The sequence below is a fragment of the Streptomyces sp. JL2001 genome (assembly GCF_050917515.1).
Taxonomy (GTDB): domain Bacteria; phylum Actinomycetota; class Actinomycetes; order Streptomycetales; family Streptomycetaceae; genus Streptomyces.
Window position 1 is genome coordinate 884,412 of record NZ_CP169421.1, and the last position, 24,588, is coordinate 908,999.

Annotated in this window: 20 protein-coding genes; 8 read left to right on the forward strand and 12 right to left on the reverse strand. The window is 73.6% G+C overall.

The features are described from left to right. Positions 1-42 precede the first annotated feature (42 nt). The 5 genes from ACE1OA_RS03915 to ACE1OA_RS03935 form a co-directional block, all read right to left on the reverse strand. Positions 43-2,247 carry a PAS domain-containing protein gene (locus ACE1OA_RS03915; RefSeq protein WP_432752270.1) on the reverse strand — a complete coding sequence of 735 codons (2,205 nt, stop codon included), beginning with the start codon at positions 2,245-2,247 and terminating at the stop codon, positions 43-45. Positions 2,248-2,347: 100 nt separating this feature from the next. Further along, complete coding sequence (locus tag ACE1OA_RS03920; protein WP_432752271.1) at positions 2,348-2,725, reverse strand: VOC family protein; 378 nt, start codon at positions 2,723-2,725, stop codon at positions 2,348-2,350. A 10-nt stretch (positions 2,726-2,735) separates the two neighbouring features. Next, the gene (locus tag ACE1OA_RS03925; protein ID WP_356601852.1) at positions 2,736-4,856 is read right to left on the reverse strand and encodes a SpoIIE family protein phosphatase; all 2,121 of its coding nucleotides are present in this window, start codon (positions 4,854-4,856) and stop codon (positions 2,736-2,738) included. A gap of 367 nt (positions 4,857-5,223) precedes the next feature. Further along, entirely contained in the window at positions 5,224-7,035 is a 1,812-nt protein-coding gene (locus ACE1OA_RS03930; RefSeq protein WP_432752272.1) for a S8 family peptidase, read from the reverse strand. Positions 7,036-7,824: 789 nt separating this feature from the next. After that, a complete protein-coding gene (locus ACE1OA_RS03935; RefSeq protein WP_356601850.1) occupies positions 7,825-8,103 on the reverse strand; it encodes a hypothetical protein in 279 nt (92 codons plus the stop codon). Positions 8,104-8,342: 239 nt separating this feature from the next. Between ACE1OA_RS03935 and ACE1OA_RS03940 the strand changes: the two genes are divergently transcribed. The 4 genes from ACE1OA_RS03940 to ACE1OA_RS03955 all read left to right on the forward strand — a co-directional run bounded on the left by ACE1OA_RS03940 (position 8,343) and on the right by ACE1OA_RS03955 (position 12,930). Next, positions 8,343-10,520 (forward strand): SpoIIE family protein phosphatase, encoded by a 2,178-nt coding sequence (locus ACE1OA_RS03940; RefSeq protein ID WP_432752273.1) that lies wholly within the window; start codon positions 8,343-8,345, stop codon positions 10,518-10,520. A gap of 280 nt (positions 10,521-10,800) precedes the next feature. Continuing rightward, complete coding sequence (locus ACE1OA_RS03945) at positions 10,801-10,992, forward strand: hypothetical protein (protein WP_356601846.1); 192 nt, start codon at positions 10,801-10,803, stop codon at positions 10,990-10,992. 190 nt (positions 10,993-11,182) lie between these two features. After that, positions 11,183-11,908 (forward strand): VOC family protein, encoded by a 726-nt coding sequence (locus ACE1OA_RS03950; RefSeq protein ID WP_356601844.1) that lies wholly within the window; start codon positions 11,183-11,185, stop codon positions 11,906-11,908. Between the two features lie 119 nt (positions 11,909-12,027). After that, entirely contained in the window at positions 12,028-12,930 is a 903-nt protein-coding gene (locus tag ACE1OA_RS03955; protein ID WP_432752274.1) for an oxygenase MpaB family protein, read from the forward strand. 69 nt (positions 12,931-12,999) lie between these two features. On the opposite strand, the gene ACE1OA_RS03960 is transcribed toward ACE1OA_RS03955, so the two are convergent. After that, a complete protein-coding gene (locus ACE1OA_RS03960; RefSeq protein ID WP_432752275.1) occupies positions 13,000-13,719 on the reverse strand; it encodes a DUF6197 family protein in 720 nt (239 codons plus the stop codon). Between the two features lie 216 nt (positions 13,720-13,935). Between ACE1OA_RS03960 and ACE1OA_RS03965 the strand changes: the two genes are divergently transcribed. Beyond that, a complete protein-coding gene (locus ACE1OA_RS03965; RefSeq protein ID WP_384868170.1) occupies positions 13,936-15,495 on the forward strand; it encodes a GMC oxidoreductase in 1,560 nt (519 codons plus the stop codon). 102 nt (positions 15,496-15,597) lie between these two features. Here ACE1OA_RS03965 and ACE1OA_RS03970 read toward each other — a convergent pair whose 3' ends face one another. Further along, the gene (locus ACE1OA_RS03970) at positions 15,598-16,077 is read right to left on the reverse strand and encodes a carboxymuconolactone decarboxylase family protein (RefSeq protein WP_356601836.1); all 480 of its coding nucleotides are present in this window, start codon (positions 16,075-16,077) and stop codon (positions 15,598-15,600) included. Next, on the reverse strand, positions 16,074-17,153 hold the full coding sequence (locus ACE1OA_RS03975) for an NAD(P)H-dependent amine dehydrogenase family protein (RefSeq protein WP_356601834.1): 1,080 nt from the start codon (positions 17,151-17,153) through the stop codon (positions 16,074-16,076). Before ACE1OA_RS03975 ends, ACE1OA_RS03970 begins: the two co-directional genes overlap by 4 nt. 187 nt (positions 17,154-17,340) lie before the next feature. Between ACE1OA_RS03975 and ACE1OA_RS03980 the strand changes: the two genes are divergently transcribed. From ACE1OA_RS03980 to ACE1OA_RS03990, 3 genes are all read left to right on the forward strand, one after another. Continuing rightward, positions 17,341-17,700 (forward strand): DUF779 domain-containing protein, encoded by a 360-nt coding sequence (locus ACE1OA_RS03980; protein ID WP_356601832.1) that lies wholly within the window; start codon positions 17,341-17,343, stop codon positions 17,698-17,700. Positions 17,701-17,797: 97 nt separating this feature from the next. Further along, on the forward strand, positions 17,798-19,033 hold the full coding sequence (locus ACE1OA_RS03985; protein ID WP_384868173.1) for a phosphodiester glycosidase family protein: 1,236 nt from the start codon (positions 17,798-17,800) through the stop codon (positions 19,031-19,033). Between the two features lie 105 nt (positions 19,034-19,138). Further along, a complete protein-coding gene (locus ACE1OA_RS03990) occupies positions 19,139-19,936 on the forward strand; it encodes a VOC family protein (RefSeq protein ID WP_356601830.1) in 798 nt (265 codons plus the stop codon). A gap of 129 nt (positions 19,937-20,065) precedes the next feature. On the opposite strand, the gene ACE1OA_RS03995 is transcribed toward ACE1OA_RS03990, so the two are convergent. The 4 genes from ACE1OA_RS03995 to ACE1OA_RS04010 all read right to left on the reverse strand — a co-directional run bounded on the left by ACE1OA_RS03995 (position 20,066) and on the right by ACE1OA_RS04010 (position 24,586). After that, positions 20,066-21,646 (reverse strand): hypothetical protein, encoded by a 1,581-nt coding sequence (locus ACE1OA_RS03995; RefSeq protein ID WP_432752276.1) that lies wholly within the window; start codon positions 21,644-21,646, stop codon positions 20,066-20,068. 196 nt (positions 21,647-21,842) lie between these two features. Beyond that, positions 21,843-22,037: a hypothetical protein gene (locus ACE1OA_RS04000; protein WP_147981985.1), complete on the reverse strand. Its 195-nt coding sequence runs from the start codon at positions 22,035-22,037 to the stop codon at positions 21,843-21,845. Between the two features lie 294 nt (positions 22,038-22,331). Next, on the reverse strand, positions 22,332-23,408 hold the full coding sequence (locus ACE1OA_RS04005; protein ID WP_384875753.1) for an acyl-CoA dehydrogenase family protein: 1,077 nt from the start codon (positions 23,406-23,408) through the stop codon (positions 22,332-22,334). Continuing rightward, a complete protein-coding gene (locus ACE1OA_RS04010; protein ID WP_432754032.1) occupies positions 23,405-24,586 on the reverse strand; it encodes an acyl-CoA dehydrogenase family protein in 1,182 nt (393 codons plus the stop codon). The genes ACE1OA_RS04005 and ACE1OA_RS04010 overlap by 4 nt, the downstream gene beginning before the upstream one ends. Between the last annotated feature and the right edge of the window lie 2 nt (positions 24,587-24,588).

Consider the following 24,588-nt stretch of genomic DNA (forward strand, 5'->3'; position numbering starts at 1 on the left):
GGGCGGTCTTCCCGGGGCGCGGGAGGATCCCCCGGACCGGACCTACCCTTGCGGTGCCAGTGCGATCTCGGCCCAGACCGTCTTGCTGTCGTCCGCGTAGCGCACGCCCCAGCCCTCGGCCACGGTCGCGCAGATGTGGAGGCCGCGTCCGCCCTCGTCGACGGCCTTGGCGTGGCGCAGGTGGGGGGCGGTCGGGGCGCCGTCGATGACCTCGCAGATCAGCGTGCGGTCGCTCCTGACGAGCCGCAGGGTGATCGGTGCGGCGCCGTAGCGGACGGCGTTGGTGACGAGTTCGCTGACGACGAGTTTCACGTCGAAGGAGTCGACGGGCACCTCCCATTCCGCGAGGAGGTCCGCCGCGTGGGCCCGCGCTTCGGCCACGGCCGAGCGGGCGAGCGGCACGTCCCACTCCCTGAGCTCGTCCGGGGTCAGGAGCCGGGTCCGGGCGACCAGCAGGACGCGGTCGGGCTCGAGGATGCGCTGCAGGTCGTCCGCCATCGGCTCGGGGCCCCGGTCCGGACGGCCGAGGGCGGCCACCAGTCGCCCTGTCGTCGGGTCGGCGGCCCCGTCGCGCACGTCGGAGGCGAGGCACACGGTGCTGCCCCCGGGGAGCAGGTGGACGGCGCTCGCGAAGGGCGGCCCGTCCGCGCCGAGGAAAGATCCTTCGCCCACCGGCTCGAGGTCCACCGAGCCGTCGGGCCGGACGACGGCGAAGAGCGAGCCGCCCGCCCGGGCGACGTCGAGCCGCCCGTCGACCGGGTCGTAGACCGCGAACGTGCAGCTCGCCGTCGGTTCGCCGAGCTGGGGGTCGGGGCCCTGCTCCCGGGCCAGGCGACGGGTGGTGGCGTGCAGCCGGGCGAGGAGTTCGTGGGGGTCCAGGTCGAGCGTGGTGAGGCTGTGGACGGCGGTCCGCAGCCGGCTCATGGTCGCCACGGCGCTGAGGCCGGCGTGCTGGACCTGCCCGACCACGAGGGCGACGCGGGCACCGGGCAGCGGGATGATGTCGAACCAGGATCCGCCGCCGCGGCCACCGGGGCGGTGGCGCTGGGCGACCTCGACGGCGCGCTGCGTCGTCTGCTCCTGCCGCAGCGACCAGCTCTGCAGGGCGGTCATGACGATGTGCTCGCGGGTGAAGCGCAGCGCGTTCTCCAGGCAGGTCGCCGTGCGGGCCACGATGCCGTCGGCGAGGGCGAGGTCGTCGGGGCCGAAGGGGTCGGAGGTGTCCCGGCGCTGGAAGGCGACGACGCCGAAGATCTGTCCCCGCACCGCGAGGGGGGCGACCAGCCGGATTCCCGCGGGACCGCCGCCCCCCGGTTCGCCGTACGGCTCCCCGGTGGGCAGCAGCGTCGGAGCCTTCGGGAGCTCGTCGCCGAAGAGTCCGGGCAGCAGGACGGTACCGACCTCCGTGACCGGGGCGAAACCGGCGGCTCCGCCGACGGCGGCACAGCGCAGGAGCGGTACGCCCTCCTCGGGGACCAGGTCCGGAGCCCTGCCCCGCAGGACCGCGTCCGTCAGGGCCACCAGGACCGAGTCGGCGAAGTGGGGCACGGTGACCTCGACGAGTTCCCGGGCGGTGCGCTCCACGTCCAGGCTGCTGCCGATCCGTTCGTGGACGTCGTGCAGCAGGCGCAGGCGGGCCTGCGCCCGTTCGCGGTCGGTGACGTCCACGGCCGTCACGACCACCCCGAGCGGCTGTCCGGAGCCGTCCTCCAGGCGGTGGACGGCCGTCGAGAAGACGTGCTCGTGCTGCGGGTCGAGGCGGGGGCGCAAGCGGACCAGCGCGTTCCGGACGGGCCTGCCGGTCTCCAGCACCTCCCGCAGCATGCCCTCGACGCCGGTCACGCCCTCCGTGGCGTACACCTCGAGGACGGGCCGACCGATGATCTCCTCTCGGGGGACGCCCCGCATGCCCACCGCCACGGGATTCACCCGAACCGCGCGCAGGTCGCGGTCGAGGACGTGCAGACCGACGGCGGACTGGGTGAAGACGGCGTCGAGCACGGCCTCGTCCAGGTCGCCCATGTCCTCCCCGGCCTGCCACACGCCCCATTCCGGCTCGCCGGAGCCGCCGGGCACGCGCCCGACGAGCCAGCGGCCGTCGGGGGGACCCGTGGCGAGGAGTTCGGGCACGCTCCGCCCGACGGCCTCCTCGTCCCGGCGGCCGAACAGGCGCTCGGCGCCCGGGCTCCAGCGCACCACCTGCCCCGTCCCGTCCAGGGTGAAGAGAGGCGCGTGGTTTCGCGGCATGGATCGACTCTCGCACCTCCACAGGCCCGGCGCATGTTCCGCGCCGGGCGCCGGACGCGCCGCCGGTGCGGCCGACCGTGGCCGGCGCCGTGCCCGCGGGTCAGTGGCGGACCAGGCAGAAGGGGTGCCCGGCGGGGTCGGCGTAGACGCGCCAGGAGCGCCCGCCGGCGCCCTCGTCCAGCACGGTGGCCCCGAGGGCGAGCACCTCGTCGTGGGCCCGGTCGAGGTCGGCCACTCCGAAGTCCGGGTGGAGCTGCTGGGGCGCCGCGGGGTCGCCCCGGCGCGGCGGACGGTGGTCGGCCGCCCGCTGGAAGGCGAGGACGAATCCGGACGGCGTGTGCAGGGTCGACCAGTCCTCGCCGACGGCCCACCGGCGGTCCGGCCGGTCGACGGCGCCGCCGAGGAGCGCCCGGTAGAACTCGGCGAGCTTCCGGGGTTCGGGACAGTCCAGCACCACGCACTGCAGGTCGGCGATCATGCGCTGGATCCTAGGTCCTGGGGGTTTCCCGGGTGACGGTGGTGTCCTGGTCCGTGGCGGCGGCTTCGGCGATGAGGAGGGCGACGTCGTCGTCACTGTCCGGGTCGGGCAGTGTGGCGAGCAGTTCGTCGCAGGTGGCTTCCAGGGGCAGCGGCGAACCGGAGAGGTGCCGCACGAGGGCGTCCATGCGGCTGTCGAGCGCGTGGTGGCGGCTCTCCAGGAGGCCGTCGGTGTACAGGAAGAGCCGGGCGCCGGGCGGCAGGTCGACCCGGGTGGTGGTGAACGGGATGTTCTCGGCGGCGCCGAGGGGCGCGCCGGGCGGCAGGTCGAGCAGGGTGGGCGGGTGGCCGGGCCGGGTCAGGGCGGGCGGCGGGTGGCCGGCCAGGGCGATGCGGCAGAGCCCGGCGGCCGGGTCGCACAGGGCGTAGACGCAGGTGGCGATGATCTCGTCGAGTTCACCGGTGAGGACGTCGAGGTGCCGCAGGACCTCGTCCGGTTCGAGACCGAGCCGGGTCAGCGTGCGGGTGGCGGTGCGCAGCTGGCCCATGGTGGCGGCGGCGTTGATGCCGGAGCCCATCACGTCGCCGACGACCAGGGCGGTGGTGCCGTCGGTGAGGGGGATGACGTCGAACCAGTCGCCGCCGACGTGTCCGGCGGTTCCGGCGGGCTGGTAGCGGCAGGCCACCCGCAGCCCCGGCGGATCGGGCGGGGTGCGCGACAGCAGGTGGCGCTGGAGCGTGGTGGCCGCCTGGAGCTGGGTCTGGTACCAGCGGGCGTTGTCGATGCACACGGCGGCGCGGGCGGCGAGCTCCTCGGCGAGCAGGATGTCGTCGGCGGTGAAGGGCAGCGGGTTGCGGGCCCGCTTGAGGTCGAGCGCGCCGAGGACCTCGCCGCGGGCGATGAGCGGTACGGCGAGGTAGGAGTGGATGCCGGCCTCGGCCAGGATCGTGGCGGCGGTCGCGTCCCGGGCGATGCGGGGGAGGTCTTCGGGGCGAACGTGGGCCAGATGGACGGTGCGGCCGGTGGCGGCGCAGCGGGTGACGAGGCGGTCGGCCTCGTACCGGGTGATCTCGCCGACGGGGTCCGCGGCCCGGGCGGCGCTGGTGGCGTAGGCGGTCTTGACGGCGAGGGCCCGGAAGGCGGTGGGGGCACTGGTCGGCCGGTGCAGGGTGCGCGGGTGGAGGGCGGCGTCCAGGACGTCGACGGCGGCGATGTCCGCGAGGTCGGGGACCACGGTGTCGGCGAGTTCGCGAGCGGTCTGCTCCAGGTTGAGCGTGGTGCCGATGCGCGTGGACGCCTGGGCGATCACCGCGAGGCGGCGACGGGCCTGGGAGCTCTGCAGGTCGGCGCGGTACTGCTCGGTGACGTCGAGCACGGTGGCGACGACACCGATCACCCGGCCGATGGAGTCCTCCAGCCGGTAGTACGAGACCCGCCACGCCCGGTTGCTGCCGTTGCCGCCGTGCTGGGGGCGCTCGGTGGCGAAGCGGTCGAGCCGGGGGGTGCCGGTGGCGAGCACCTGGCGCATGGTCTCCTCGACGTCCTCGCGTTCGCCGAACGGCAGGTTCTCGGCCGCCTCGTGGCCGAGGCAGCCCTGGGCGGACCGGCCGGTGATCCGCTCGAAGGACGGGTTGACCAGGACGAGGCGCAGGTCGGTGTCGGCGACGGCCACTCCGGTCGGCGACTGGGCCACCAGCTGCGCGGACAGTGCGAGGTTGCGTTCGATGCCGCGGACGACGGACTCGTCGGCGGCGATGCCGAGCGCGTACCGGCCACCCGCCTGGTCGGTGAGCCGCATGTTGCGGAACTCCACGGGACGGGAGGAGCCGTTCTTGTGCCGGATCGGGAAGACCCCCGCCCAGCTCCCGCCACCCGTCATGACCTGGGCGAACAGGTCGAGGACGAGGCCGGCGTCCTCTTCGGCGACCAGCAGGCGGGCCGCGTACCGGCCGAGCGCCTCCTCGGCGGTCCAGCCGAAGAGCTTCTCGGCCTGGGGGCTCCACAGGGTGATGCGTCCGCCGGCGTCGAGGACGATCGCGGCGACCCCCAGCATGTCGAGCAGGCCCCCGTGCTCGGGCGTGGCGAGGGAGCCGGCAGGGTGCACGCTGCGGTAGGCGTCGGCCGCGTCCATGGCGGGTCCTCCCTTACACGTGCCGGGCTGCCGGGGGCTGCGCGCGGGGCCCAACCGCTTCCATCGTCCTCCCGGTCGCCCTCCCGGGCAGCCCGGGCCGCGCCTCTCTCCACCCGTCCTTCACGTGGCAACCATTTTCATACGGCGTCCGAGAGCGCTCCCGACGGCCTTTCGGACATGGGGTGACCTGCCGGAACGCTCGGATTCCGCCCCGGATGCCGAACGGCGCGGGCCGCTGCGCCCGGAGGGCGGTCGTTCCGCCGTGCGTCCGGACGCACGGCGGTGGGCGGGGCCCAGCGGCCCCGCCCACCGTGAGTGCGTGCCCCGGGCCGGTGACCGGTGGTCACGAGGCCAGGGGGTCAGCAGGTCAGAAGGTCAGGTTCCAGGCGTCGATCTTGCCCGTGTCCTGGTTCGCGTTGTCGTTGACGCGGAGCTTCCAGACACCGTTCGCGACCTCCGACGAGGCGTTGACGGTGAAGGTCTGGACGATGTTGTCCGTGCCACTGCCGGTGCGGTTGTGCACCGTGTACACGGTGCCGTCCGGGGCCACCAGGTCGACCTTCAGGTCACCGATGTAGGTGTGCTTGATGTCCACACCCACCTTCAGGGTGGCGGGCGCGTTGCCCGTCACTCCGCTGACCGTGATCGCGCTCTCCACCGTGGCGTTGTCGGCGATCGCGACGTCGGTCAGGTTCTCGAAGTACTTGCCGGGAGGCGGGGTGCTGCCACCGACCGCCTTCAGGGCGTCGACCTGGCCGTCGCCGAAGAAGCCGTTCTTCGTCGTCGTTCCCGTGCAGCGGCTGTCCGACGGGCAGGCGGTGTCGTTGGCCTGCGAGTTCAGCCGGTCCCGGAGGTCGGCCGGGGTGAGCGTCGGGTTGACGCTGGCCAGCAGCGCCGCGACGCCCGCCACGTGCGGGGACGCCATCGAAGTGCCGCTCTTGGTGCCGTACTTGCCGCCGGGCAGCGTCGAGTACACGCCCGAGGCGCCGTCGCCGCCGGGGGCCGCGACGTCGATGACGCCGTTGCCGAAGTTGGAGTACGAGGCCTTCACGTTGCCGCTGCCCATGGCCGCGACCGTCACGACGCCCGGCAGCTCGGTGGGGATGTCGATGCAGGCGTTGGTGATGGTGCGGTTGACCGGTGTCGAGTCGTTCGGGCTCGCGTTGTCGGTCGTCTTGTTCGCCAGGTCGTAGTTCGAGTTGCCCGCCGCGGCGACCTGCAGCGAACCCTTGCTCTCGGCGTACGCCTGGGCGCGGCGCACGCCCTCGATGATGGCGGCCTGGTCGACGTTGTCCGGGCAGTTGAACTGCCACGGGTCGGTGTAGTAGCTGTTGTTGGTGACCTTGAAGCCGTGGTCACCGGCCCACATGAAGCCGCAGACGGTGTTCTCGGCGAAGAACAGGGTGCTCGTCGGCTCGGCGATGCGGACGGAGGAGATCTTCACGCCCGGCGCGACGCCGATGACGCCCTTGCCGTTCTTGGCCGCGGCGATGGTGCCGGCGACATGCGTGCCGTGGGTGTCGACGTCGCGCCAAGCGCCGGCGCGGGTGTCCGCCTTGCCGTAGGCGCAGGAGACGGAGTCGGCCGCGTTGAAGTTGGGCGCGATGTCCTGGTGCTGGTCGTCGACGCCGGTGTCGAGGACGCCGACCTTCACGGAGGACGAGCCGGTGGTGACGGCCCAGGCCTGGTCGGCCTTGATCTGGGTCATGTCCCAGCGGTTGGACTCGGTCAGCGTCGTGGCCGACTGCGCCGGGTTCGCCGGCAGGGCCGGGTTGTAGGCGTCGGCCGGTACGTCGGAGGTGCGGGTCGCGCCGACCTGCTGGATGCCGCTCACGGCGCGCATCGCGGAGGCGAAGGTCGCCGAGGTCGAGTGCGCCACGACGACGCCGATGGCGTCGTAGGAGGCGAAGACCGTGCCGCCGTTGTTGACGACGGCGGTTCGCGCGGCGGAGGTGTCACCGGCAGCGGTGATCACCAGGTACGCGCGGGTGCCGGCCGCCCAGGCCGCGGCGGTCTTCGCCGGTGCCGCCGGTGCCGCGGTCCGCGCCGAGGCGGACGAGGGCTCCGGGGTCGTGGTGGGCGCCGCGTGGGCGGCGGGGACGGCGAGGGCCATGGTCGCGCCGAGGGCGGCGACCGTGATGGCGGAGAGTCTCAGCCGGCTCGATATGTGGGAAAACAATGCGTCCTCCGATGACCCGGTGGTGCTGGTGGCACCGGCCGGGTCCTGTGATGTGTGGGGTGGACGCAAGATCCCAGACCGGGCGGTGCGGAAGGAAGCCTTCAGTCCGACAAGCCCCTTGGCGTTACCCAGTGTTGACCTGAGGTGTCGACGATCGGTGGGGGCTTCCACCGGGATGCCCCGCTTCGTGCCGCGAAGGGCTCGGCCGGGAGCTCGGCCGTGGTCGGGCGACGGTGCCGGGTATCCCGGCCGCATCACCCGGCCGGAACCGACGGACCGTCAGGTCACCCTTGGCGCGTACGGACTTCCCGCCATCGAGGGGGAGCCGGCTGTTCCCGTGAAGACCTGGCGTAGGTGAGGACGTGGCGTAGGTGAAGACCTGGCGTAGGTGAAGACATGGCCGAGGTGAAGTCGCGGCTGAGGTGAAGTCGCGGCTGAGGTCGATGCGCCTCAGGTGGGCGCGACTCGGGTCGGGCTGTCGAACGTGCCGAGGAAGGCGCCGGCCACCGCCGCGACGGCCCCGCCGGCGAAGAGGAGGCCGCTGTCGACGGTGAAGACAGAAAAGGACGGCGCCCCGGATCCGTCAAGGGCGGGCCCTTCGCCGCGGAGCGGCGCCGGAGAGCCCGGTGAACGTCCGCGGCACAGGGGGCCGCCGGCAGACGCCGTACAGGTCATCGACACGCGCGTATGTGATGAACCTCGGTTTCCGCAGGGGCCGCCGTCGAGACGGTGCTCACGAGCCGACGCGTGATCGTCGCGCGTCCGACGTGGTGTCTCCGCGCCTGCTCGTCAGTACAGGCGCGGGGACATGACATGGGGTTCGGAACCCGCCACCTCGAGGACGCAGCGCGGGATGCCCGGCCCCGGCAGGGCGCGGACGGTCGCGGGCGTCGGCGGATCGGTCGGCAACTCGATCGCCACGACCACCGGGCGGTCGCCGGTCGTCGTGGCGTGCCCGGTCTCCTTGCCGTCGACCAGGACCTCCACCACCGCGGTGTGCCCGGTCTGGAACGTGACGCTGACCGAGTGTCCCGCGTGATCGATATGGAAGTGGTGGCGTCGTCTCATGTGGTCGCTCCCGCCGGGCCCGGCCCTCCGCATTCCCGGATCCAGCCTAGCCACCCCGCGCATCGTCGGCCTGCGCAGCGCGCCCCCGCCCGCCTCCCGCCCGCGTCCCGGCTGCTCCGCGTCCGTCACCGCCGTCGCGGTGGCGTGCCGAGCCCACCCGGACGGCGTAGCGTCCGTGGTGGGGTGAGGCCCGGAGCAGTGGGGCGCCCGGGCCGCGTCCCGCCACCCGGGAGGTGCGCGTGACCCGCACGACTGGACCGGCCGGCGCAGACCACGAGGTGGGGGCCTCGCTCGTGGAGGCGGTGCGCCGGGCCGGCGCGTCCGTCGGCGCCCTCTACCTGCTGTCACCTGACGAACCCGTCCTGTGCCTGAGTCTGCTGTGCGGTGCCCCCGCCGAGTTCGCGGCCCCCTGGTCCAGGGTCCCGCTGGCTTCTCCCGCACCGGTGGCCGACGCGGTGCGCGAGGAGCGCCTGGTGTGGGCGGGGAGCCAGGAGGAGATGGCGCGCACGTACCCGCGCACCGCCATGGCGCTCCCGTACCCGTGCGCGCTCGCCGCCGCACCGGTCACGGGTGGGCGGCCGTGGGGGACGCTGCTGCTGATCTGGCCGCCGACGCACCCGCCGGCCCTGAGCGGACGGGAGCGGGGACGCATCGCGTCCGCCTGCCGTGCGCTCGCCCGGCTGCTGGCCGAGGCCGCCGCGTCCGGGGCTCCCCTGCCGGCGTGCGGGACGCCGCGAGAACTCCCGTTCGACCGCGAGGCCGGGGCCGCCGGCGCCACTCCCGACGCCGCCGCCGACTTCGCCGAACGCCTGCCGGGCGGCTCGTGCGCCCTCGACCTCACCGGGCGCGTCACCTTCGTCAGCTCGGGAGGCGCCACCCTCCTGGGCCGTGAGCCGGGCGAGCTGCTCGGCACGCTGCCGTGGGAGTCCCTGCCCTGGCTCGACGACCCGAGCTACGAGGATCGCTACCGCGCCGCGGTGATCAACCGTGAGCCCGTCTCCTTCACGGCGCTCCGGCCCCCGGACACCTGGCTGGACTTCCATCTCTACCCGGACCCGGGCGGTGTCAGCGTCCGGATCGTGCCGACCGGATCCCGTCCGCCTCCCGTCCCCGCACCCGCGTGGCCGCCGCGGGAGGCGGCGCCGGCCCGCGCCGGGCAGCTCTACCAGCTCATGTACCTGGCCGCCGGGCTGACCGAGGTGGTCGGCGTCCAGGACGTCGTCGATCTGATCGCCGACCAGATCATGCCCGCCTTCGGCGCCCAGGGTCTGGTGCTGGCCATGGCCGACGCGGGACGGCTGAGGATCACCGGGCACCGCGGATATCCCGCCGCGGTCGTCGAACGCCTCGACGGGCTGCCGATCGACACCGTCTTCACCCCCGCCGGCCGCGCCCTCGCGCGCGGGGTGCCGCTGTTCTTCGCCGATCCGCAGGAGATGGCGGCGCACTACAGGGAGGCGCGGGTGGTCAGCGGCAAGCATGCCTGGGCCTTCCTGCCGCTGATCATCTCCGGGCGTCCGGTCGGCGTCTGCGTGCTCTCCTACGACCACCCGCACCGCTTCCCGGCCGAGGAACGCGCGGTCATGACCTCGCTCGCGGGGCTGATCGCCCAGGCCCTCGACCGTGCCCGGCTGTACGACGCCACGCTCGGGATCGCCCACGGGCTGCAGCAGGCGCTGCTGCCGCACTCCCTGCCCGCCGTCGCCGGCCTGGACGTGGCGGCCCGCTACCTGCCGGCGACGCACGGCATGGACATCGGGGGCGACTTCTACGACCTCATCCCGCTGGGCGAGGACGTGGTCGCCGCCGTCATCGGGGACGTCCAGGGCCACAACGTCGCCGCCGCCGCCCTGATGGGACAGGTCCGCACGGCGGTGCACGCCCACGCCACCGTCGGGGTCCCCCCCGACGAGGTCCTCAGCCGCACCGACCGGTTGCTGACGGACCTCGACTCCGACCTGTTCACGAGCTGCCTCTACCTCCGGCTGGACTTCGCCCGGCGCCTCGTCCGCCTGTCCGACGCCGGCCACCCGCCGCCCCTGGTGCGGCTCCCCGGCCGAGCCGCCCGGCCGGTCGAGGTGGCACCGGGGCCACCGCTCGGCGTCGACCCCGATGCCGACCGTCCCGTCACCGAATTCCCGCTCGTGCCGGGGATGTTGATCGTGCTCTACACCGACGGGCTCGTCGAGACACCGGGCGAGGACCCGGACGAGTCGGTCCAGCGGCTCGCCCGGCTGCTCACCGAGGCGGACGACTCCGACCTGGAACTCCTCATCGACTCCGTGCTGGAGCAACTGCGGCCCGCGGCCAAGCGCCTGGACGACATCGCGCTCCTCGTCCTGCGCTGCGATACCGATCCGGACGGGACGGACCGGGTGGCCGGTACGGACGGCGAACACCGCGTCCGGGGCCGGTGACTGACGGGCCGTCCGCACCCGTGTCCCGGTGCGCCGGGACGCCCCGCCGCACCGCCGTCCCGGGACGGGCTCCGGCCCCGCCCAGCCGCCCGGAAGCGGGCGTCCTCGTCTCCCGGCAACCGCCCTCTCCTCCCCCTCCGGCCGGACGATCCGGCATCTGTGCAGGTCACAGCCGGTGCGACCACAGCCCCGTCACCCGATCAGCCGCTCCCGGGCGTACATCCGGGCCGGTCTCCGGTGCACTGGAGAGACACAGGCCCGCCGAGCATGGAGACGGATCATGTACGAAATGCACGTCGGCATCGCCCTCCCCGAAGGGGACTTCGTCTGGCACGTCGCCGCCATCGGCACCGCGACAGCCCTGTGCGGGCAGTCGCTCCACGCGGAACCTCTCGAAGAGCGCGACCGGACCGACCGCCACTGCACCCCCTGCATGAGCTCCTTCCAGCAGCTCATGAACGACCGGCGCTGACGCCGTCGGGGACGGCGCGGCCCACACCGTGGTGGCCGGGCGCTCGCCGAGGACAGTGGGACGGCCCGCACTGGCGATCTTGCCGGGGGTACGGTGGGATGGACAGCGGTGACGCGTCCACGACGGATGGATGAAGGTTGTGTCGACCTCGAGTCATGCGGTGTTCGGCGCTCCCTGCTGGGTCAGTCTGATGACCCGCGACCTACGAGCCGCGGAGACCTTCTACGGTGCCGTGTTCGGCTGGACGTTCCGGCCGACGCGGCTCGGCAAGGAGTTCTCCGTCGCTCTCCGGGACGGGGCGCCGGTCGCCGGCATCGGGGCGCTGGCTCCGCGGCTGGCGGTGGCGGTCGCCTGGACCCCGTACTTCGCGGTGGACGACGCCGATCTGACCGCCTCCCGGATCCGCGAGCGCAGTGCCACCGTGGCCGTCGGCCCGCTGCGCTTCGGAACGGGCCGCGCGGCCCTGGCCTCCGACCGCGAGGGGGCCGTCTTCGGCATCTGGGAGGGCGAGATCATCCCCGACTGGAGCGTGGGACGCGGCGGCGCGCCGGCCTGGCTGGAGCTGCGCACCAGGAACGCCTTCGACGCGGCGATCTTCTACGCCGAGGTCCTGGACTGGGCGGGCGAGAAGCCCGGTTGCTGCCAGGTCGCGTACGAGGACGACAGCGTGGTCCTGAGCCACCGGGAGACCATCGTCGCGCGCCTCGTCGGCGGCGCCGTGGAGGCGGCCCCGGATCCCCAGGTCCGCCCCCGGTGGCACGTGCTGTTCCGCGTCCCGGACGTCGAGGCCACCATGGCCGCGGTCGGCCGCCTCGGTGGCGCCACCGCCTCCGAGGTGAGCGCGTCGGGCGGCGGGCGCAGGGTGACCCTGCGCGATCCGGACGGCGGTCTGTTCACGGTGGCGGACGGGCCGTGAGCCCGGACGGCCGCGCTGTCCGGGGCTCCGCCCGGCGGGCCCGACCCGTGCCGCACGTCCGTCGGCGGGCAGGGGGCCTCACCCGTCCGTCCGGCCGCTCCCGGGCGCATACTGGCCGCATGGGATGGCTCCCTCCGACCGTTGACGAGCTGCGGGCACGGCTCGGAAGCACGCTGTTCCTGCGCGTGGCGGGCCCGTCGGGCGAGGCGAACCGCGCCCGCATCCACGGCACCCCCGGCCCGCGCTGGTTCGGCCCCGACAGCCCGATCCGGACCGTCCACGGCGACGCCTCCATGTTCGCCGGGGGCCTGGCGGCCCTGCTCGTCCAGTCGCTGCACCCGCTCGCCATGGCCGCCGTGTCGGCGCATTCGGGATTCCGGGGCGACCCCTGGGGGCGCCTGCAGCGCACCAGTACCTTCCTCGCGGTCACGACCTTCGGCACGGCCGAGGACGCCCGGCAGGCGGTGGAGCGGGTGCGGGCCGTGCACGAGCGGGTCCGGGGGCGGACGCCGGACGGACGGGCGTACCACGCGGCGGACCCGCATCTGCTGGGCTGGGTGCACGTCGCGGAGGTCGACTGCTTCCTGCGGGCCCACCGCCGCTACGGGGCGCACCCGCTGGACCGCGCCGGCTACGACGGGTACGTGGCGGACGCGGCGCGGATCGCGGAGGAGCTCGGGGTGGAACGGCCGCCGCGCAGCGTCGAGGAGCTGGCGGAGCGCGTGGAGGCGTACCGGACGGAGCTCCGGTCGACACCCGCGTGCCGGGAGACCGCCCGGTTCCTGCTGCTGCGTCCCCCGATCCCCTGGCAGGCGCGGGCCCCGTACGCGCTGCTCGCGGCCGGCGCCGTGGCGCTGCTGCCACCCTGGGCGTACGGGCCGCTGGGGCTCCCCGCCTTCCCGGGGCCGGTGAGTGCGGGCGCCCGGGCGGGAGGCCGGCTGGCGACGGGGGCGATCCGCTGGGCCATGGCCCCGCCGCCGCCCGTGCGGACGACGGCGGTCCAGGGCCTGCCGTCGGCGTAGCCCCGGAGTTCGCGGTGCCCGGTGCCGCGCTTCGCGAGGGGGAGGCCCCGCGCCCGAGGGCGAGGGCCGTCACTGGCCCGCGTGCGCCGCGCGGCGGATCGTCGCGTCGACGAGGGCCAGGGCCTCCTGCGCCGTGCGGCCGGGGGCGCGGTTCCATGGTCCGATGAGGCCGGTCCAGCCCTGCGCGCGCAGTTCGGTGACGATCCAGGCGGCGGAGCGGTTCATGGTGTCGGCGCTGCCGTAGCCGAGCCGGTGCGCGGTGAGCAGGGCCCCGCACAGGCAGCGGGCACCCCGCGCGTCGCGAAGCCGGTACGGCCGGTTCTGCCAGCCCCATTCCACGAGGACGCGGCGGGCGTGGGCGAGGTGGACGGAGGGGCGCAGGTCGGGTTGCCCGATCCGGCGCCAGCCGTGCAGCCGGTCGGGCAGGACGGCGCCGAGTCGCCCGGGGAGGGGCCGCTCGGTCGGCGGGGTGGCGGGGAGGGACTCCAGCGCGGTGGCGACGAGCTGCTCGACCGGGACCGAGAGGAGGCCGCGCCACTCCTCGGCGGCGGGCGGGCGGGCGACGCCGGCCGTCGGTCCCGTGCCCGGCGGGTCGGGGGTGGGGGGCGGCGCGGGAAGGCCGGGCGCCGGGGGAAGCGCGGCCGCGGGCGCCGGGGTCCAGTGGCGCACGATCTCCTGCCATGCGGCGGTGTCGTGGAGCCGCGCGGCGGCGAGGTCGACGGCCTCGGGTGTGGTGGTGACGGGGCCGGGGGTCCTGGTGTCGGCCGTCTCGGGGGCGGTGGTCGGCATGGGCGGGCACGCTCCTGGGTCGGTGGATCCCCCGGTCGCCCTTAATGTCGGCTTTGCGGCTTTTCAACTTGAGGTCCGACCGCTCACAAGGTGCCCGATCCACCCATAAGTTACCAATCGGTATGCCGTGACTTCCCATGCCGGCGGCAGTAGAACTCGTTCCCATTCCCCCTCACGAGTGAGGAACTTCACGTGGTCTCACGTAGAAAATTCATCATGGGAACAGGTTCTCTTCTGGGCGCGCTCGCGCTGCCGGCCCCCTCGGTGTCGGCCGCCCCGCTCCCCCCGGGAACCCGCCTCCCCGTCCTCGTCATCGGCACCGGTTACGGCGGCTCCGTCGCCGCCCTCCGGCTCGCCCAGGCAGGCGTCAACGTGCACATGGTCGAGATGGGCATGTCCTGGGACACCCCGGGCCCCGACGGCAAGGTCTTCGCCAACACGACCAAGCCCGACCACCGCTCGTACTGGCTCCGCACCCGTACGAAGCAGCCGCTGAGCAACTTCCTCGGGTTCCCGCTCGACAAGGACGTCCCCCGCTACACCGGCATCCTCGACGCGGAGGAGTTCAGCGGCATCACCGTCTACCAGGGCCGGGGCGTCGGCGGCGGCTCCCTCGTCAACGGCGGCATGGCGGTCACGCCCCGGCGCGAGAACTTCGGCGCCGTGCTGCCGTCCGTGAACGCCGCCGAGATGTACGACGTCTACTACCCGCGGGCGAACGCCGGGCTCGGCGTCAACCAGGTCGACCCCGCCTGGTGGGAGAGCGCGGCCTGCTACCAGTACGCGCGCGTCGGCCGCAAGCACGCCCAGCGCTCCGGCTTCCCGTTCGTCTTCGTGCCCAACGTCTACGACTGGGACTACATGAAGCAGGAGGCGGCCGGCGCCGTCCCCAGGTCGGCGCTGGAGGGCGAGGTCCTCTACGGCAACAACCACGGCAAGAAGACCCTGCGCAAGACCTATCTCGCGCAGGCCGAGGCGACCGGCAGGGTCTCGATCTCACCGTTGCACAAGGTCACTTCGGTGGCTCCCGCGGCGGGCGGCGGCTACGCCGTGCTGATCGACGAGATCAACACCTCCGGGGAGACCACGGCCACCAAGTCCGTCACGGCCGACCGGGTGTTCTTCGCCGCCGGCAGCGTCGGCACCAGCAAGCTGCTCACCCGGCTCAAGGCCACCGGCGCCCTGCCCGGCCTCAACAACGAGATCGGCAAGGGCTGGGGCGACAACGGCAACGTCATGTGCGGCCGGGCCAACCACATGTGGGACGCCACCGGCAAGCTCCAGGCGTCGATGCCCACCGCCGGGATCGACAACTGGGACGCGGGCGGCGCGTTCGCCGAGGTGGCCCCGCTGCCCACCGGGATCGAGACCTACGCCTCGTTCTACCTGTCCATCACCAAGAACCCGCACCGTGCCGAGTTCTCGTGGAACGCCGCCGCGGGGAGGGTCGACCTCAACTGGCAGACCGCCTGGAAGCAGCCCTCGATCGACATGGCCAAGAGCATCTTCGACAAGATCAACGCGAAGGAGGGGACCATCTACCGCACGGACCTCTTCGGCACGTACAAGATCTGGGGCGACCACCTCACGTACCACCCGCTCGGCGGCGCGGTGCTCGACAGGGCCACCGACAACTACGGGCGCCTGCACGGGCATCCCGGGCTGTACGTCATCGACGGCGCGCTCATCCCCGGCAACGCGAGCGTCAACCCGTTCGTCACCATCACGGCGCTCGCCGAGCGGAACATCGAGAAGATCATCGCCACCGATCTGTGACCGTCCGCCCGTGACGACCGGCCCGTGACCGCCGGTTCGTGTCGGTGCGGGCGCGTACGAAGCCGGGGCGGCCGGGATCACCCAGCGGCCCCGGGGCCGGGCTCAGCGGCCGGGCAGCACGCACACGGAGTCGAGACCGAGGACGTGGTTGAGCCGGCCGAAGGCGAGCCAGGAACCGATGCTCATGCTCAGCTCCACGATCTCGGCCTGGCTGTACCGCGCGGTCATCCGCGCCCAGAACTCCTCGTCGAGGCCGTGGTGGTCCACGGCGTAGCGCTCGGCGTACTCGGCGGCGAGCCTGGTCCGCTCGTCGAAGGCGTCGGTCGTGCGCCACTCGGTGACCGCGTCCGCGAAACCGTCCTCGACCTTCTCGCCGTCCCGTTCCGTGCGCCAGTCCAGGCAGAACGCGCAGCCGTTGATCTGTGCGATCCGCAGCCGTGCGGCCTCGAACTCGCGCAGTCCCAGCGTCGTGTGTTCGTACACGGACAGCGAGAAGTTGGCGGCGGCCATCCCGATGCCGGGGACCATGTCGCCCCACACGTACCCGATCGGCTCCTGGCCCTCGGGAATGTCGATGATCACGGTTGTCTCCTTCCGAGCTTCCCCACCGCCGGGCGCAGTGGCACGTCGAGCGCGTCGTACAGTCCCGGCTTGGCGTCCACCAGCCAGTCGATGGCGTTCACCAGCCGGCCGACCGCGGTGGCGTTCCCGCCCGCGGACCGGTTCTCGCCCTCGTCGGTCGCCTCGACCGTGACCTCGATGCGCGGCCGGCCCTCGACGATCACCCGGTGCGCGCCTGCGCCGTCCGGCGGGCTCGGCCAGTCGGGGGCGCAGGACGGGTGGATGCGGGTGACGTGCTCGACGACGATGAGGGCCTCGCCGTCGACGACGCCCTGCACCTCGAAGCGCACGGCTCCCTGGGTCCCGGCCTCGAACACACCCATGGTGCGGGTGGTCACGGTGGTGTCGAGGGCGCGCCGCTCCAGGGTCTCGCGGATGTCGTCGAGCGCGACGCCGAGGGCGCGGGCCATCAGGCGTATCTGGCCGCCCCACACCATGGTCGGCACCGACGGGGCGAGCATCAGCGGCTCGTACTCCATGGGCTGCCCCATGCCGACCAGGTACCGGACCGACTCCTCCTGGTCGTAGGTGGAGTAGTCGAAGATCTCCTGGCAGCGGATCGCGTCCACGGTCGAGCCGAGGCCGCTCATCAGCAGCGGGAGCACGTCGTTGCCCCAGCCCGGGTCCACCCCCGAGACGAAGAGCGAGCCCCCGCCCTCGGCGACGGCGGTGAGGACCGGGTCGCGGAACTCCGGCGGGGCGTTCAGCTGGTCGTAGAGCGGATACAGCGCCGGGGTGACGACCACGGCGCCGGCGCGGACCGCCGCGACGACGTCGGCGAGGGCCTCGTCGGGGCGGATGTCGCCGGAGGCGGCGTAGACGACGGCGCCGGGGCGGGTGGCGAGGACGGCACCGGCGTCGTCGGTCGCCGCGACCCCGAGCGCGCGGTCGAGGCCGGCGAGCTCGCCCGCGTCGCGCCCGGTCTTGGCCGGATCGTGGACGAGTACGGCGGCGAGTTCCAGCGCCGGGTGGGCGTCGACGGCCCGGACGGCCGCGCGCCCGACGTTCCCGGTACCCCAGACAACGGTCGGAATCATGCGCGGAGCGTAGCCTGACGGACCGTCAGTTCCTAGGGTCGTGACAGGAACCGCTCCTCACCGCCGCTCCCCACGCCCCGTCCGGCAACGGTCCGGTCGTCCCTCGCAACCCGGTCGCAACCCCCGAGGGGCTGGACTGGACCCGGACGCCGACCGTCACGGAGCCGGCCGCGAGGAAGGGACCGCCATGGACCGAACCGCACCGCGCGTGGAACTGACCCCCACCGCCGCGGAACTCGTGCGGCGGCTGCGGGCGCTGCACGGGCCGCTGATGTTCCACCAGTCGGGCGGCTGCTGCGACGGCAGCGCGCCGATGTGCTACCCGGCCGGTGAGTTCCGCACGGGTGACTCCGACGTGCTCCTGGCCTCGCTGGAGGTGGCCGGGGTGGCGGAGCCGGTCGGCTTCTGGATGTCGAAGGCCCAGTTCGAGGTGTGGAGCCACACACGGCTCATCGTGGACGTGGTGGAGGGCCGGGGCAGCGGCTTCTCCCTGGAAGCCCCGGAGGGGGTCCGCTTCCTGGTCCGGTCCCGGCTGGTCGCCCCCTGAGGGGTGTCCGGGACGCCCGGCGGTTCACCGGAATGGCGGCTGGGCAACTCCGCGGGTGCTTGCGAGGGTTGCCCCGACCCCAGGGGGACATGTGAAGGTGCCGACCGGACCCGTGCGCGCGCTGGCGGCCGGCCTGCTGGCCTGGTGCGTGGCATCGGCCGGGGCACCGGCGGGCGCGGTCTCCCCGGCCGGGGGCTCCGCCGCACCCCCTCCTCCCGTGGTGCTCGCGCCGGGGGTGACGTACCGGACCTTCGTCGTGTTCGCCTCCCACGGACCCGCCCGGGTCCATCTCGTCTCCGCCGACCTGCGCGCACCGGGTGTCTCGGTGGACCTGCTGACGCCCGGCGCCGTGGCCGCGCGTGCCCCGCTGTCGTCCCTCGCGGACGCCCGTGCCGCGGTGGCCGGCGTCAACGGGGACTTCTTCGACATCACGGAGACCCAGCACCCCGGCGTCGAGGCGACCGGTGCCTCCGTCGGCCCCGCCGTCGGCGGCGGACGGCAGCTCAAGGCGGCCGTCCCCGACGGCCAGCGCTTCGGCCCGGCGCTCCCGGCCGGCACCGACACCCGCGCCGTGCTGGGCGTCGGCACGGACGGGCGCGCCCGGCTGGACCGGCTCGCCCTCGACGGCAGCGTGACCACCCCCGACGGCTCCTTCCCGCTGGGCGGACTGAACCAGTACGCACTGCCGGTGGACTCGGTCGGCGCGTTCACCTCCCACTGGGGCTCCGTGTCACGGCTGCGGGCCACCTGCGGCACGGACGAGGACCGGGCGGCGCCGTGCGGGACGGAGACCTACGAGGTGACGGTGCGCGACGGGCGGGTCGTCGCCGCGTCGGCGGTCCCGGGACGCGGCGCGATCGCCGAGGACACCGAGGTGCTGGTCGGCCGGGAGGCCGGTGCGCGCCGGTTGCGCGCACTGGCGGTGGGCGACCGGGTCGGGGTGCGGCACCGGCTGGTCGCGGAGGACTCCCGGATCCCGTACCGCTTCGCGGTCGGCGGGTATCCGGTGCTGCGGGCGGGGGCGGCGCTGCCGGGTCTGGACCCGCTCACCTCCGCCGTGCGGTCCGCGGCCGGTCGGACCGACGGCGGAAGCACGCTCCTCTTGATGGCGCTGGACGGCGGCCTCGGCTTCCGTGCCGGTCTGACGATCGCCGAGGTCGCCGAGGTGATGCGGGACGCGGGCGCCGAGGACGCGTTCAGTCTGGACGGCGGCGGCTCGTCCACGCTGGTCACCCGGGATCTCGCCGGCTCCGCGGTCACCGTGCGCAATCACCCGACGGAGGGCGCCGAGCGCCCGGTGCCGAACGGCATCGGGGTCTTCTCCCACGGGTGACGCATCGCCGCCACGCTGCGTCACCGCGCGAAGTGAGGCCGCCGTGGCTAGCGTGGCCTCGGGAACCCCATCGAAGTGCATCACGATCGGAAGAGGATCACCGTCATGGCCACACGACCTGAAGGCACGCCGGCCTGGACCGACGCCATGTTCACGGACGTCGAGGGCGCCAAGACGTTCTACGGCGAGGTCCTGGGGTGGACCTTCGGCGAGGCGTCCTCGGAGTTCGGCAATTACACGCAGGCCTACCGCGACGGGAAGGCGGTCGCGGCCGTCGTGCCGCCTATGCCGGGCCAGGAGGCACCCCAGTCGGCCTGGTGCCTGTACTTCTCCTCGCCCGACGCGGCCGCCACGGCGGAGCGGATCAAGATCAGCGGCGGCACGCTGCTCATGGAGCCGATGCAGGTCGGGGACTTCGGTTCGATGTGCCTGGCGCAGGACCCGACGGGCGTGACCTTCGGCGTCTGGCAGCCGGGCACGCACGAGGGCTTCGAGCTGGAGGGCGAGACCGGTTCCTACTCCTGGGCCGAGGTCTTCACCCGGGAGCCCGAGCGGTCCGACGCCTTCTTCGCCGCGGTCTTCGGCTTCAACACCAAGCGGATGAAGGACGACGAGGTCGACTACAAGACCTTCGACCTCGGAGGCGAGATGCCGGTCCTGGGCCGGATGACGATGACGCCGGAGGACTTCCCCGCGGAGATCCCCCCGTACATCCAGGTCTACTTCGCCGTCGACGACTGCGACGCGGCCGTCGCGAAGGCGGAGAAGCTCGGCGGGCGGAAGGTGTTCGGGCCGATGAGCAGCCCGTTCGGCCGCTTCGCGGCGATCGTGGACCCGCAGGGCGCGGCCTTCGCCGTCATCGACCTGAAGACGACCGAGGGCGAGATGCCGGAGTTCGACTGAAGCCCCGCTCCGAGGGTGCCCGGGACCGCGACGCGCGGCCCCGGGCACCTTCGTGCGGAGCGTGCGGGCTGTTCGGCGCTCGCCCCCGTGGGCGGCGCCCGGCCCGTTCCCGGCCCGCCCTCCGGTCGGTCAGGCGCCGTCGCGTACGGCGACGATGCCGTTGAAGACGCCGACGTAGGCGGTGCCGTCGGGACCGATGGTGATCGGGGCCCAGTTGTTGTCGTAGGCCACGCCCGTCCCCGTCAGCCGCCTGAAGGCGCGCTGCCCGGTGCGGAAGTCGACGGCGGTGAGGTACCAGGCGTCGATACCGAGGGCGTTCGGCTCCTTCTCGTAGAAGTACAGCAGGCCGTTCGCGGTCGACAGTTTGGGCACCGTGGACGGGGATCGGACCGCGCTCTCCCAGACGGTGTCGCAGCCGCTGCCGTCGGGGCGGACGTCGATCCGGGCGACACCGCCGGTGACGCTGCGGCCGAAGGTGAGGGTCGTCGGGTTCTCGTAGCCGTAGTTGTTCTCCACGATCAGGCTGTCTCCCCAGCTGATCAGGGAGTTGTCGGTGGTGGAGGCGCCGGAGCGGAAGACCGGGACCTTGCAGACGAGGCGCTCGGCGGCGGGGACGTCGGCGCCTCGCCGGTAGACGAGCACGTTCATCCGGTCGTCCGCGTTGTCGGTGATCGCGACGTAGTCCTCGCGCTCGCCGAAGAGGTCGGGGGTGGTGCCCGACCCCTGGTTCACCGAGCCGGGCTTGGTGCCGGTGCCGCGGTCGTAGGTCTGGCGCCACCGGATCTCGGGGGTGCCGTCGGCCCCGGCCCCGAAGCCGTAGAGGGCGTGGTCGGAGACGATCGAGACGCCGTCCTGGGCGACGGAGAAGGAGTTCTGGATCTCCTCGCCGTCGAGCCGGATCGCGCGCAGCGCGCCGGTGCCCGGGTCGACGGTGCCGACCCGGCCGAGTCGGGTGACCCACCAGATGCGGCCGTCCCAGTCCGGCATCACGGACGTGACCGGGTCGCAGACGCCGCTGGGGAAGAGGTTGGTCCAGGAGACGCAGTCGTGCGGCACCAGGGCGGTGAGGTCCCAGTCGTTCTCCACGGTGAACGCCCAGCGGCCGTCGGCACCTCGGGAGTGGGCGATCCGCAGGACGTGCTGCCGGGAGTCGGCGAGGACGACGCGGTCCCGGTCGTCGAGGTAGAAGTAGGCGCCGCCGGAGGTGTCCTTGAAGATCCTCTCGAAGTCGAGCCGCGTGACGGCCTCGACGGTCGAGGAGCGCTGCGGCAGCCGGTACTCGGCGAGGGTGTCCAGGCTCCTCGGGTCGAGCAGCTTGAGCAGGAAGCCGGAGAAGGTACCGCAGACGGTGAGGATCCGTCCCTCGGAGTCGAAGGTGACGGTGGCGCATTCGCCGCCGAGGGCGGCGATCTTCTCGCTGGTGACCTTCGGGTCCCGGCCGAGCGGCCCGGACCAGGGATGCGTGCCGCTGCCGGCCCCGTCGGCGTGCATGCCGCTGCGGCCGTTGGGAGCGAGGTACGGATGCTGGGCCGGAGGTGTGCCCGGTACGGGCCGCGCGGTGGCGGGGGCACCGTCGTAGTGGTCGACCAGCCGGTGGCCGGGAGCGAGGGGGATCTCGTCGGCCAGGGCGGCCGGTGTCGCCCACGCGAGCACCGCGGCGAGCGCGGCGATCAGGGCGAGCGCACGGGCTCTCCTACGGGGGGTGGTCAATGCGGCTCCTCGGATGCGTACGTCGGTCGCGCCGGCGGCCGACGTTAGGTCCGAGTGCGTGAGATGTACATGGAACCGCCCCTGGTTTCACGGGCACTTCATGCCGGCGCAATGCCGCGACGCCGGCGGCGCGGTGCCCGGGACGGCGTGGCACCCGGGGAGCCGCAGGGGCCCGCTGCCCAGGGCGGTCGGCGGTTCAGGGCTTGAGGCTGCTCACGACGTTGGCGGTGGCGGCGACGCCGTTCGCGATCGTCGGCGCCATGCTCGTACCGGCGAGGAAGAAGCCGAGCAGGGCGCAGACCAGCGCGTGGGAGAGCTTGAGTCCGCCGTTGCGCAGGAAGATCACCGCCAGGACGAGCAACAGCAGCACCACGGAAATGGAAACGGCCATGGCCACACCCTCCTTGCGCCGCACGGGAATTGCGGCGTTCGGCGGCCAGTGTGGCGCAGCGGGAGCTCCGTCCGGCCGAACGGCATGCCTGCCGAACGGGTGACATTGCCGTGGGGCGGTTCGCGCACGCCCGCCGCCACGCCGGTTCGCGGACCCGCCGGGGCCGCGCCTCCGCGGGCCCGGCGGGACACCCGCCCATCCCGGCGGCCCGCCCTGACGGGGGCGGGCCGGGGGGTTCCCGGCCGGGGGCGGCGCGGTGGCGCGCGCCGCCCCCGGCGGGCTCTCCCGCCCCGGTTACGCGGGGGCGGGCAGACCGACCAGGGCCGCGATCGCGTCCTGGTGCGCGCCGGCCGAACCCAGCGCGATCTGGTCGGACTTGGCCCGCTTGAGGGCCAGGTGCGCCGGGTGCTCCCAGGTCATGCCGATGCCGCCGTGCAGCTGCACGCACTCCTCGGCGGCGTGGACGGCCGCCTTCGAGCAGTACACCTGGGCGACAGCCACGGTCAGCGCGGCGTCGGGGCTGCCCACGGCCAGGGCGTCGGCGGCGGCGCGAGCCACCGCGCGGGCGTTGACCACCTCGAGCCAGAGCTGCGCCATCCGGTGCTTGAGCGCCTGGAAGGAGCCGACGGGCCGGTTGAACTGGTAGCGCTCGCGGGTGTGCCGGACGGTCTCCTCCAGGCACCATTCGGCGAGCCCGAGTTGCTCGGAGGCGAGCAGACCCGCCCCGGCGAGCAGGCCGCGCCGGATCGCCGCACGGGAGGTCGCCGCGTCGGCGAGCCGGGTCCCGGCGGCGCCGCTCGCGTCGACCGCCGAGAGCGGACGGGTGAGGTCGAGCGGGGTCAGCGGCTCGATACGGGCCTCGGCCGCGGGGACCGCGTAGAGCCCGTCGGCCCTCGGGACCAGCAGCACGTCGGCGGCGTCGGCGTCGGCGACGCCCGTCACCGTGTCCGTCGTGGGCGGCTCCGTGTCGGGTCCCGCCGAGAGCGGCACGGCGAGGACCGCGACGGTACGGCCGCTCGCGAGCGCGGCGAGCAGCTCGGCCACCGGGGCGCTGTCGGTGTCGAGGGCCAGCAGGGTCTCGACGGCCACCACCGCGCCGGTCAGGTACGGCACCGGGGTGACCGCCCGGCCCAGCTCCTCCAGGACGACGGCCGCCTCGCGGTGGCTCGCGCCCTGTCCGCCCAGCTTCTCGGGCACGAGCAGTCCGGCCGCGCCGATCTCGCCGGCGAGGGACTTCCAGAGGCCGGGCACGTACGGACCGCCGGTCTCGATCCGGCCGAGCAGCACCTGAGCCCCGGCGCGGTCGGCGAGCAGCGAGCGGACCGCGGCACGCAGGTCGTCCTCGGTCTCGGAGTAGAGCAGATCCGTCATCGCGCGAGGTCCTTCCAGGCGACGTCCTTGTCGTTGCGGGGCTCGGAGGGCAGTCCGAGCACCCGCTCGGCGACGATGTTGAGCAGCACCTCGGTCGTGCCGCCCTCGATGGAGTTGCCCTTGGAGCGCAGGTACCGGTATCCGGCCTCGCGGCCGGTGAAGTCGACCAGTTCGGGGCGGCGCATCGTCCAGTCGTCGTACAGCAGGCCCTCGTCGCCGAGGAGTTCCACCTCCAGGCCGCTGATGGCCTGGTTGAGCCGGGCGAAGCCGAGCTTCATCGCGCTGCCCTCGGGGCCGGGCTGGCCGGCGACGAGCTGCTGGCGCAGCCGCTCTCCGGTGAGGCGGGCCACCTCCGAGTCGACCCAGAGGTCGAGGAGCCGCCGGTGGAGGTCGTGGGTGCGCAGTTCGGGACGTGCGCGCCAGGTCTCGGCGACCGGGCCGATCATGCCGCCCTCGCGGGGGATGCGGGCTCCGCCGATGGAGACGCGCTCGTTCATCAGGGTGGTCTGGGCGACCCGCCATCCGTCGCCGACCTCGCCGAGGCGATGGGCGTCGGGGATGCGGACGTCGGTGAGGAAGACCTCGTTGAACTCGGCCTCGCCGGTGATCTGGCGCAGCGGCCGCACCTCGACACCGGGGTCGCTCATGTCGCAGATGAAGTAGGTGATGCCCCGGTGCTTGGGGAGGTCGGGGTCGGTGCGCGCGATGAGGATGGCCCAGCGGGCGACGTGGGCGCTGGAGGTCCACACCTTCTGGCCGTTGACGACCCACTCGTCCCCGTCGCGGACGGCGCGGGTGCCGAGGGCTGCCAGGTCGGAGCCGGCGCCCGGCTCGCTGAAGAGCTGGCACCACACCTCCTCGCCGACCCACAGCGGCTTGAGGAAGCGCTCCTTGACGTCCTCCGTGCCGTAGGCGAGGACCGTCGGGGCGGCCATGCCGAGGCCGATCCCGATGCGGCGCGGGTCGTTGTCGGGGGCTCCGGCGGACTGGAGTTCGGCGTCGACGACGGCCTGCAGGGAACGCGGGGCGTCGAGTCCGCCGAGCCCGACCGGGTAGTGCACCCAGGCGAGCCCGGCGTCGAAGCGGGCCCGCAGGAAGTCGGTGCGCGGCGTGGTGGCGGGCGGGTGCGCCGCGAGCAGCGCCCGCGTCAGGGAGCGCAGTTCCGCGGCGTCGGGCACGG

What these genes read in the sequence shown, in the direction of transcription:
- ACE1OA_RS03925 (WP_356601852.1), bottom strand. Translation starts at nt 4,856, where the DNA reads ATGGACGCGGCCGACGCCTACCGCAGCGTGCACCCTGCCGGCTCCCTC.
- ACE1OA_RS03990 (WP_356601830.1), top strand. Translation starts at nt 19,139, where the DNA reads ATGGCCACACGACCTGAAGGCACGCCGGCCTGGACCGACGCCATGTTC.
- ACE1OA_RS03965 (WP_384868170.1), top strand. Translation starts at nt 13,936, where the DNA reads ATGGGAACAGGTTCTCTTCTGGGCGCGCTCGCGCTGCCGGCCCCCTCG.
- ACE1OA_RS03945 (WP_356601846.1), top strand. Translation starts at nt 10,801, where the DNA reads ATGTACGAAATGCACGTCGGCATCGCCCTCCCCGAAGGGGACTTCGTC.
- ACE1OA_RS03955 (WP_432752274.1), top strand. Translation starts at nt 12,028, where the DNA reads ATGGGATGGCTCCCTCCGACCGTTGACGAGCTGCGGGCACGGCTCGGA.
- ACE1OA_RS03980 (WP_356601832.1), top strand. Translation starts at nt 17,341, where the DNA reads ATGGACCGAACCGCACCGCGCGTGGAACTGACCCCCACCGCCGCGGAA.
- ACE1OA_RS03950 (WP_356601844.1), top strand. Translation starts at nt 11,183, where the DNA reads ATGACCCGCGACCTACGAGCCGCGGAGACCTTCTACGGTGCCGTGTTC.
- ACE1OA_RS03915 (WP_432752270.1), bottom strand. Translation starts at nt 2,247, where the DNA reads ATGCCGCGAAACCACGCGCCTCTCTTCACCCTGGACGGGACGGGGCAG.
- ACE1OA_RS03935 (WP_356601850.1), bottom strand. Translation starts at nt 8,103, where the DNA reads ATGAGACGACGCCACCACTTCCATATCGATCACGCGGGACACTCGGTC.
- ACE1OA_RS03920 (WP_432752271.1), bottom strand. Translation starts at nt 2,725, where the DNA reads ATGATCGCCGACCTGCAGTGCGTGGTGCTGGACTGTCCCGAACCCCGG.
- ACE1OA_RS03975 (WP_356601834.1), bottom strand. Translation starts at nt 17,153, where the DNA reads ATGATTCCGACCGTTGTCTGGGGTACCGGGAACGTCGGGCGCGCGGCC.
- ACE1OA_RS04005 (WP_384875753.1), bottom strand. Translation starts at nt 23,408, where the DNA reads ATGACGGATCTGCTCTACTCCGAGACCGAGGACGACCTGCGTGCCGCG.
- ACE1OA_RS04000 (WP_147981985.1), bottom strand. Translation starts at nt 22,037, where the DNA reads ATGGCCGTTTCCATTTCCGTGGTGCTGCTGTTGCTCGTCCTGGCGGTG.
- ACE1OA_RS03960 (WP_432752275.1), bottom strand. Translation starts at nt 13,719, where the DNA reads ATGCCGACCACCGCCCCCGAGACGGCCGACACCAGGACCCCCGGCCCC.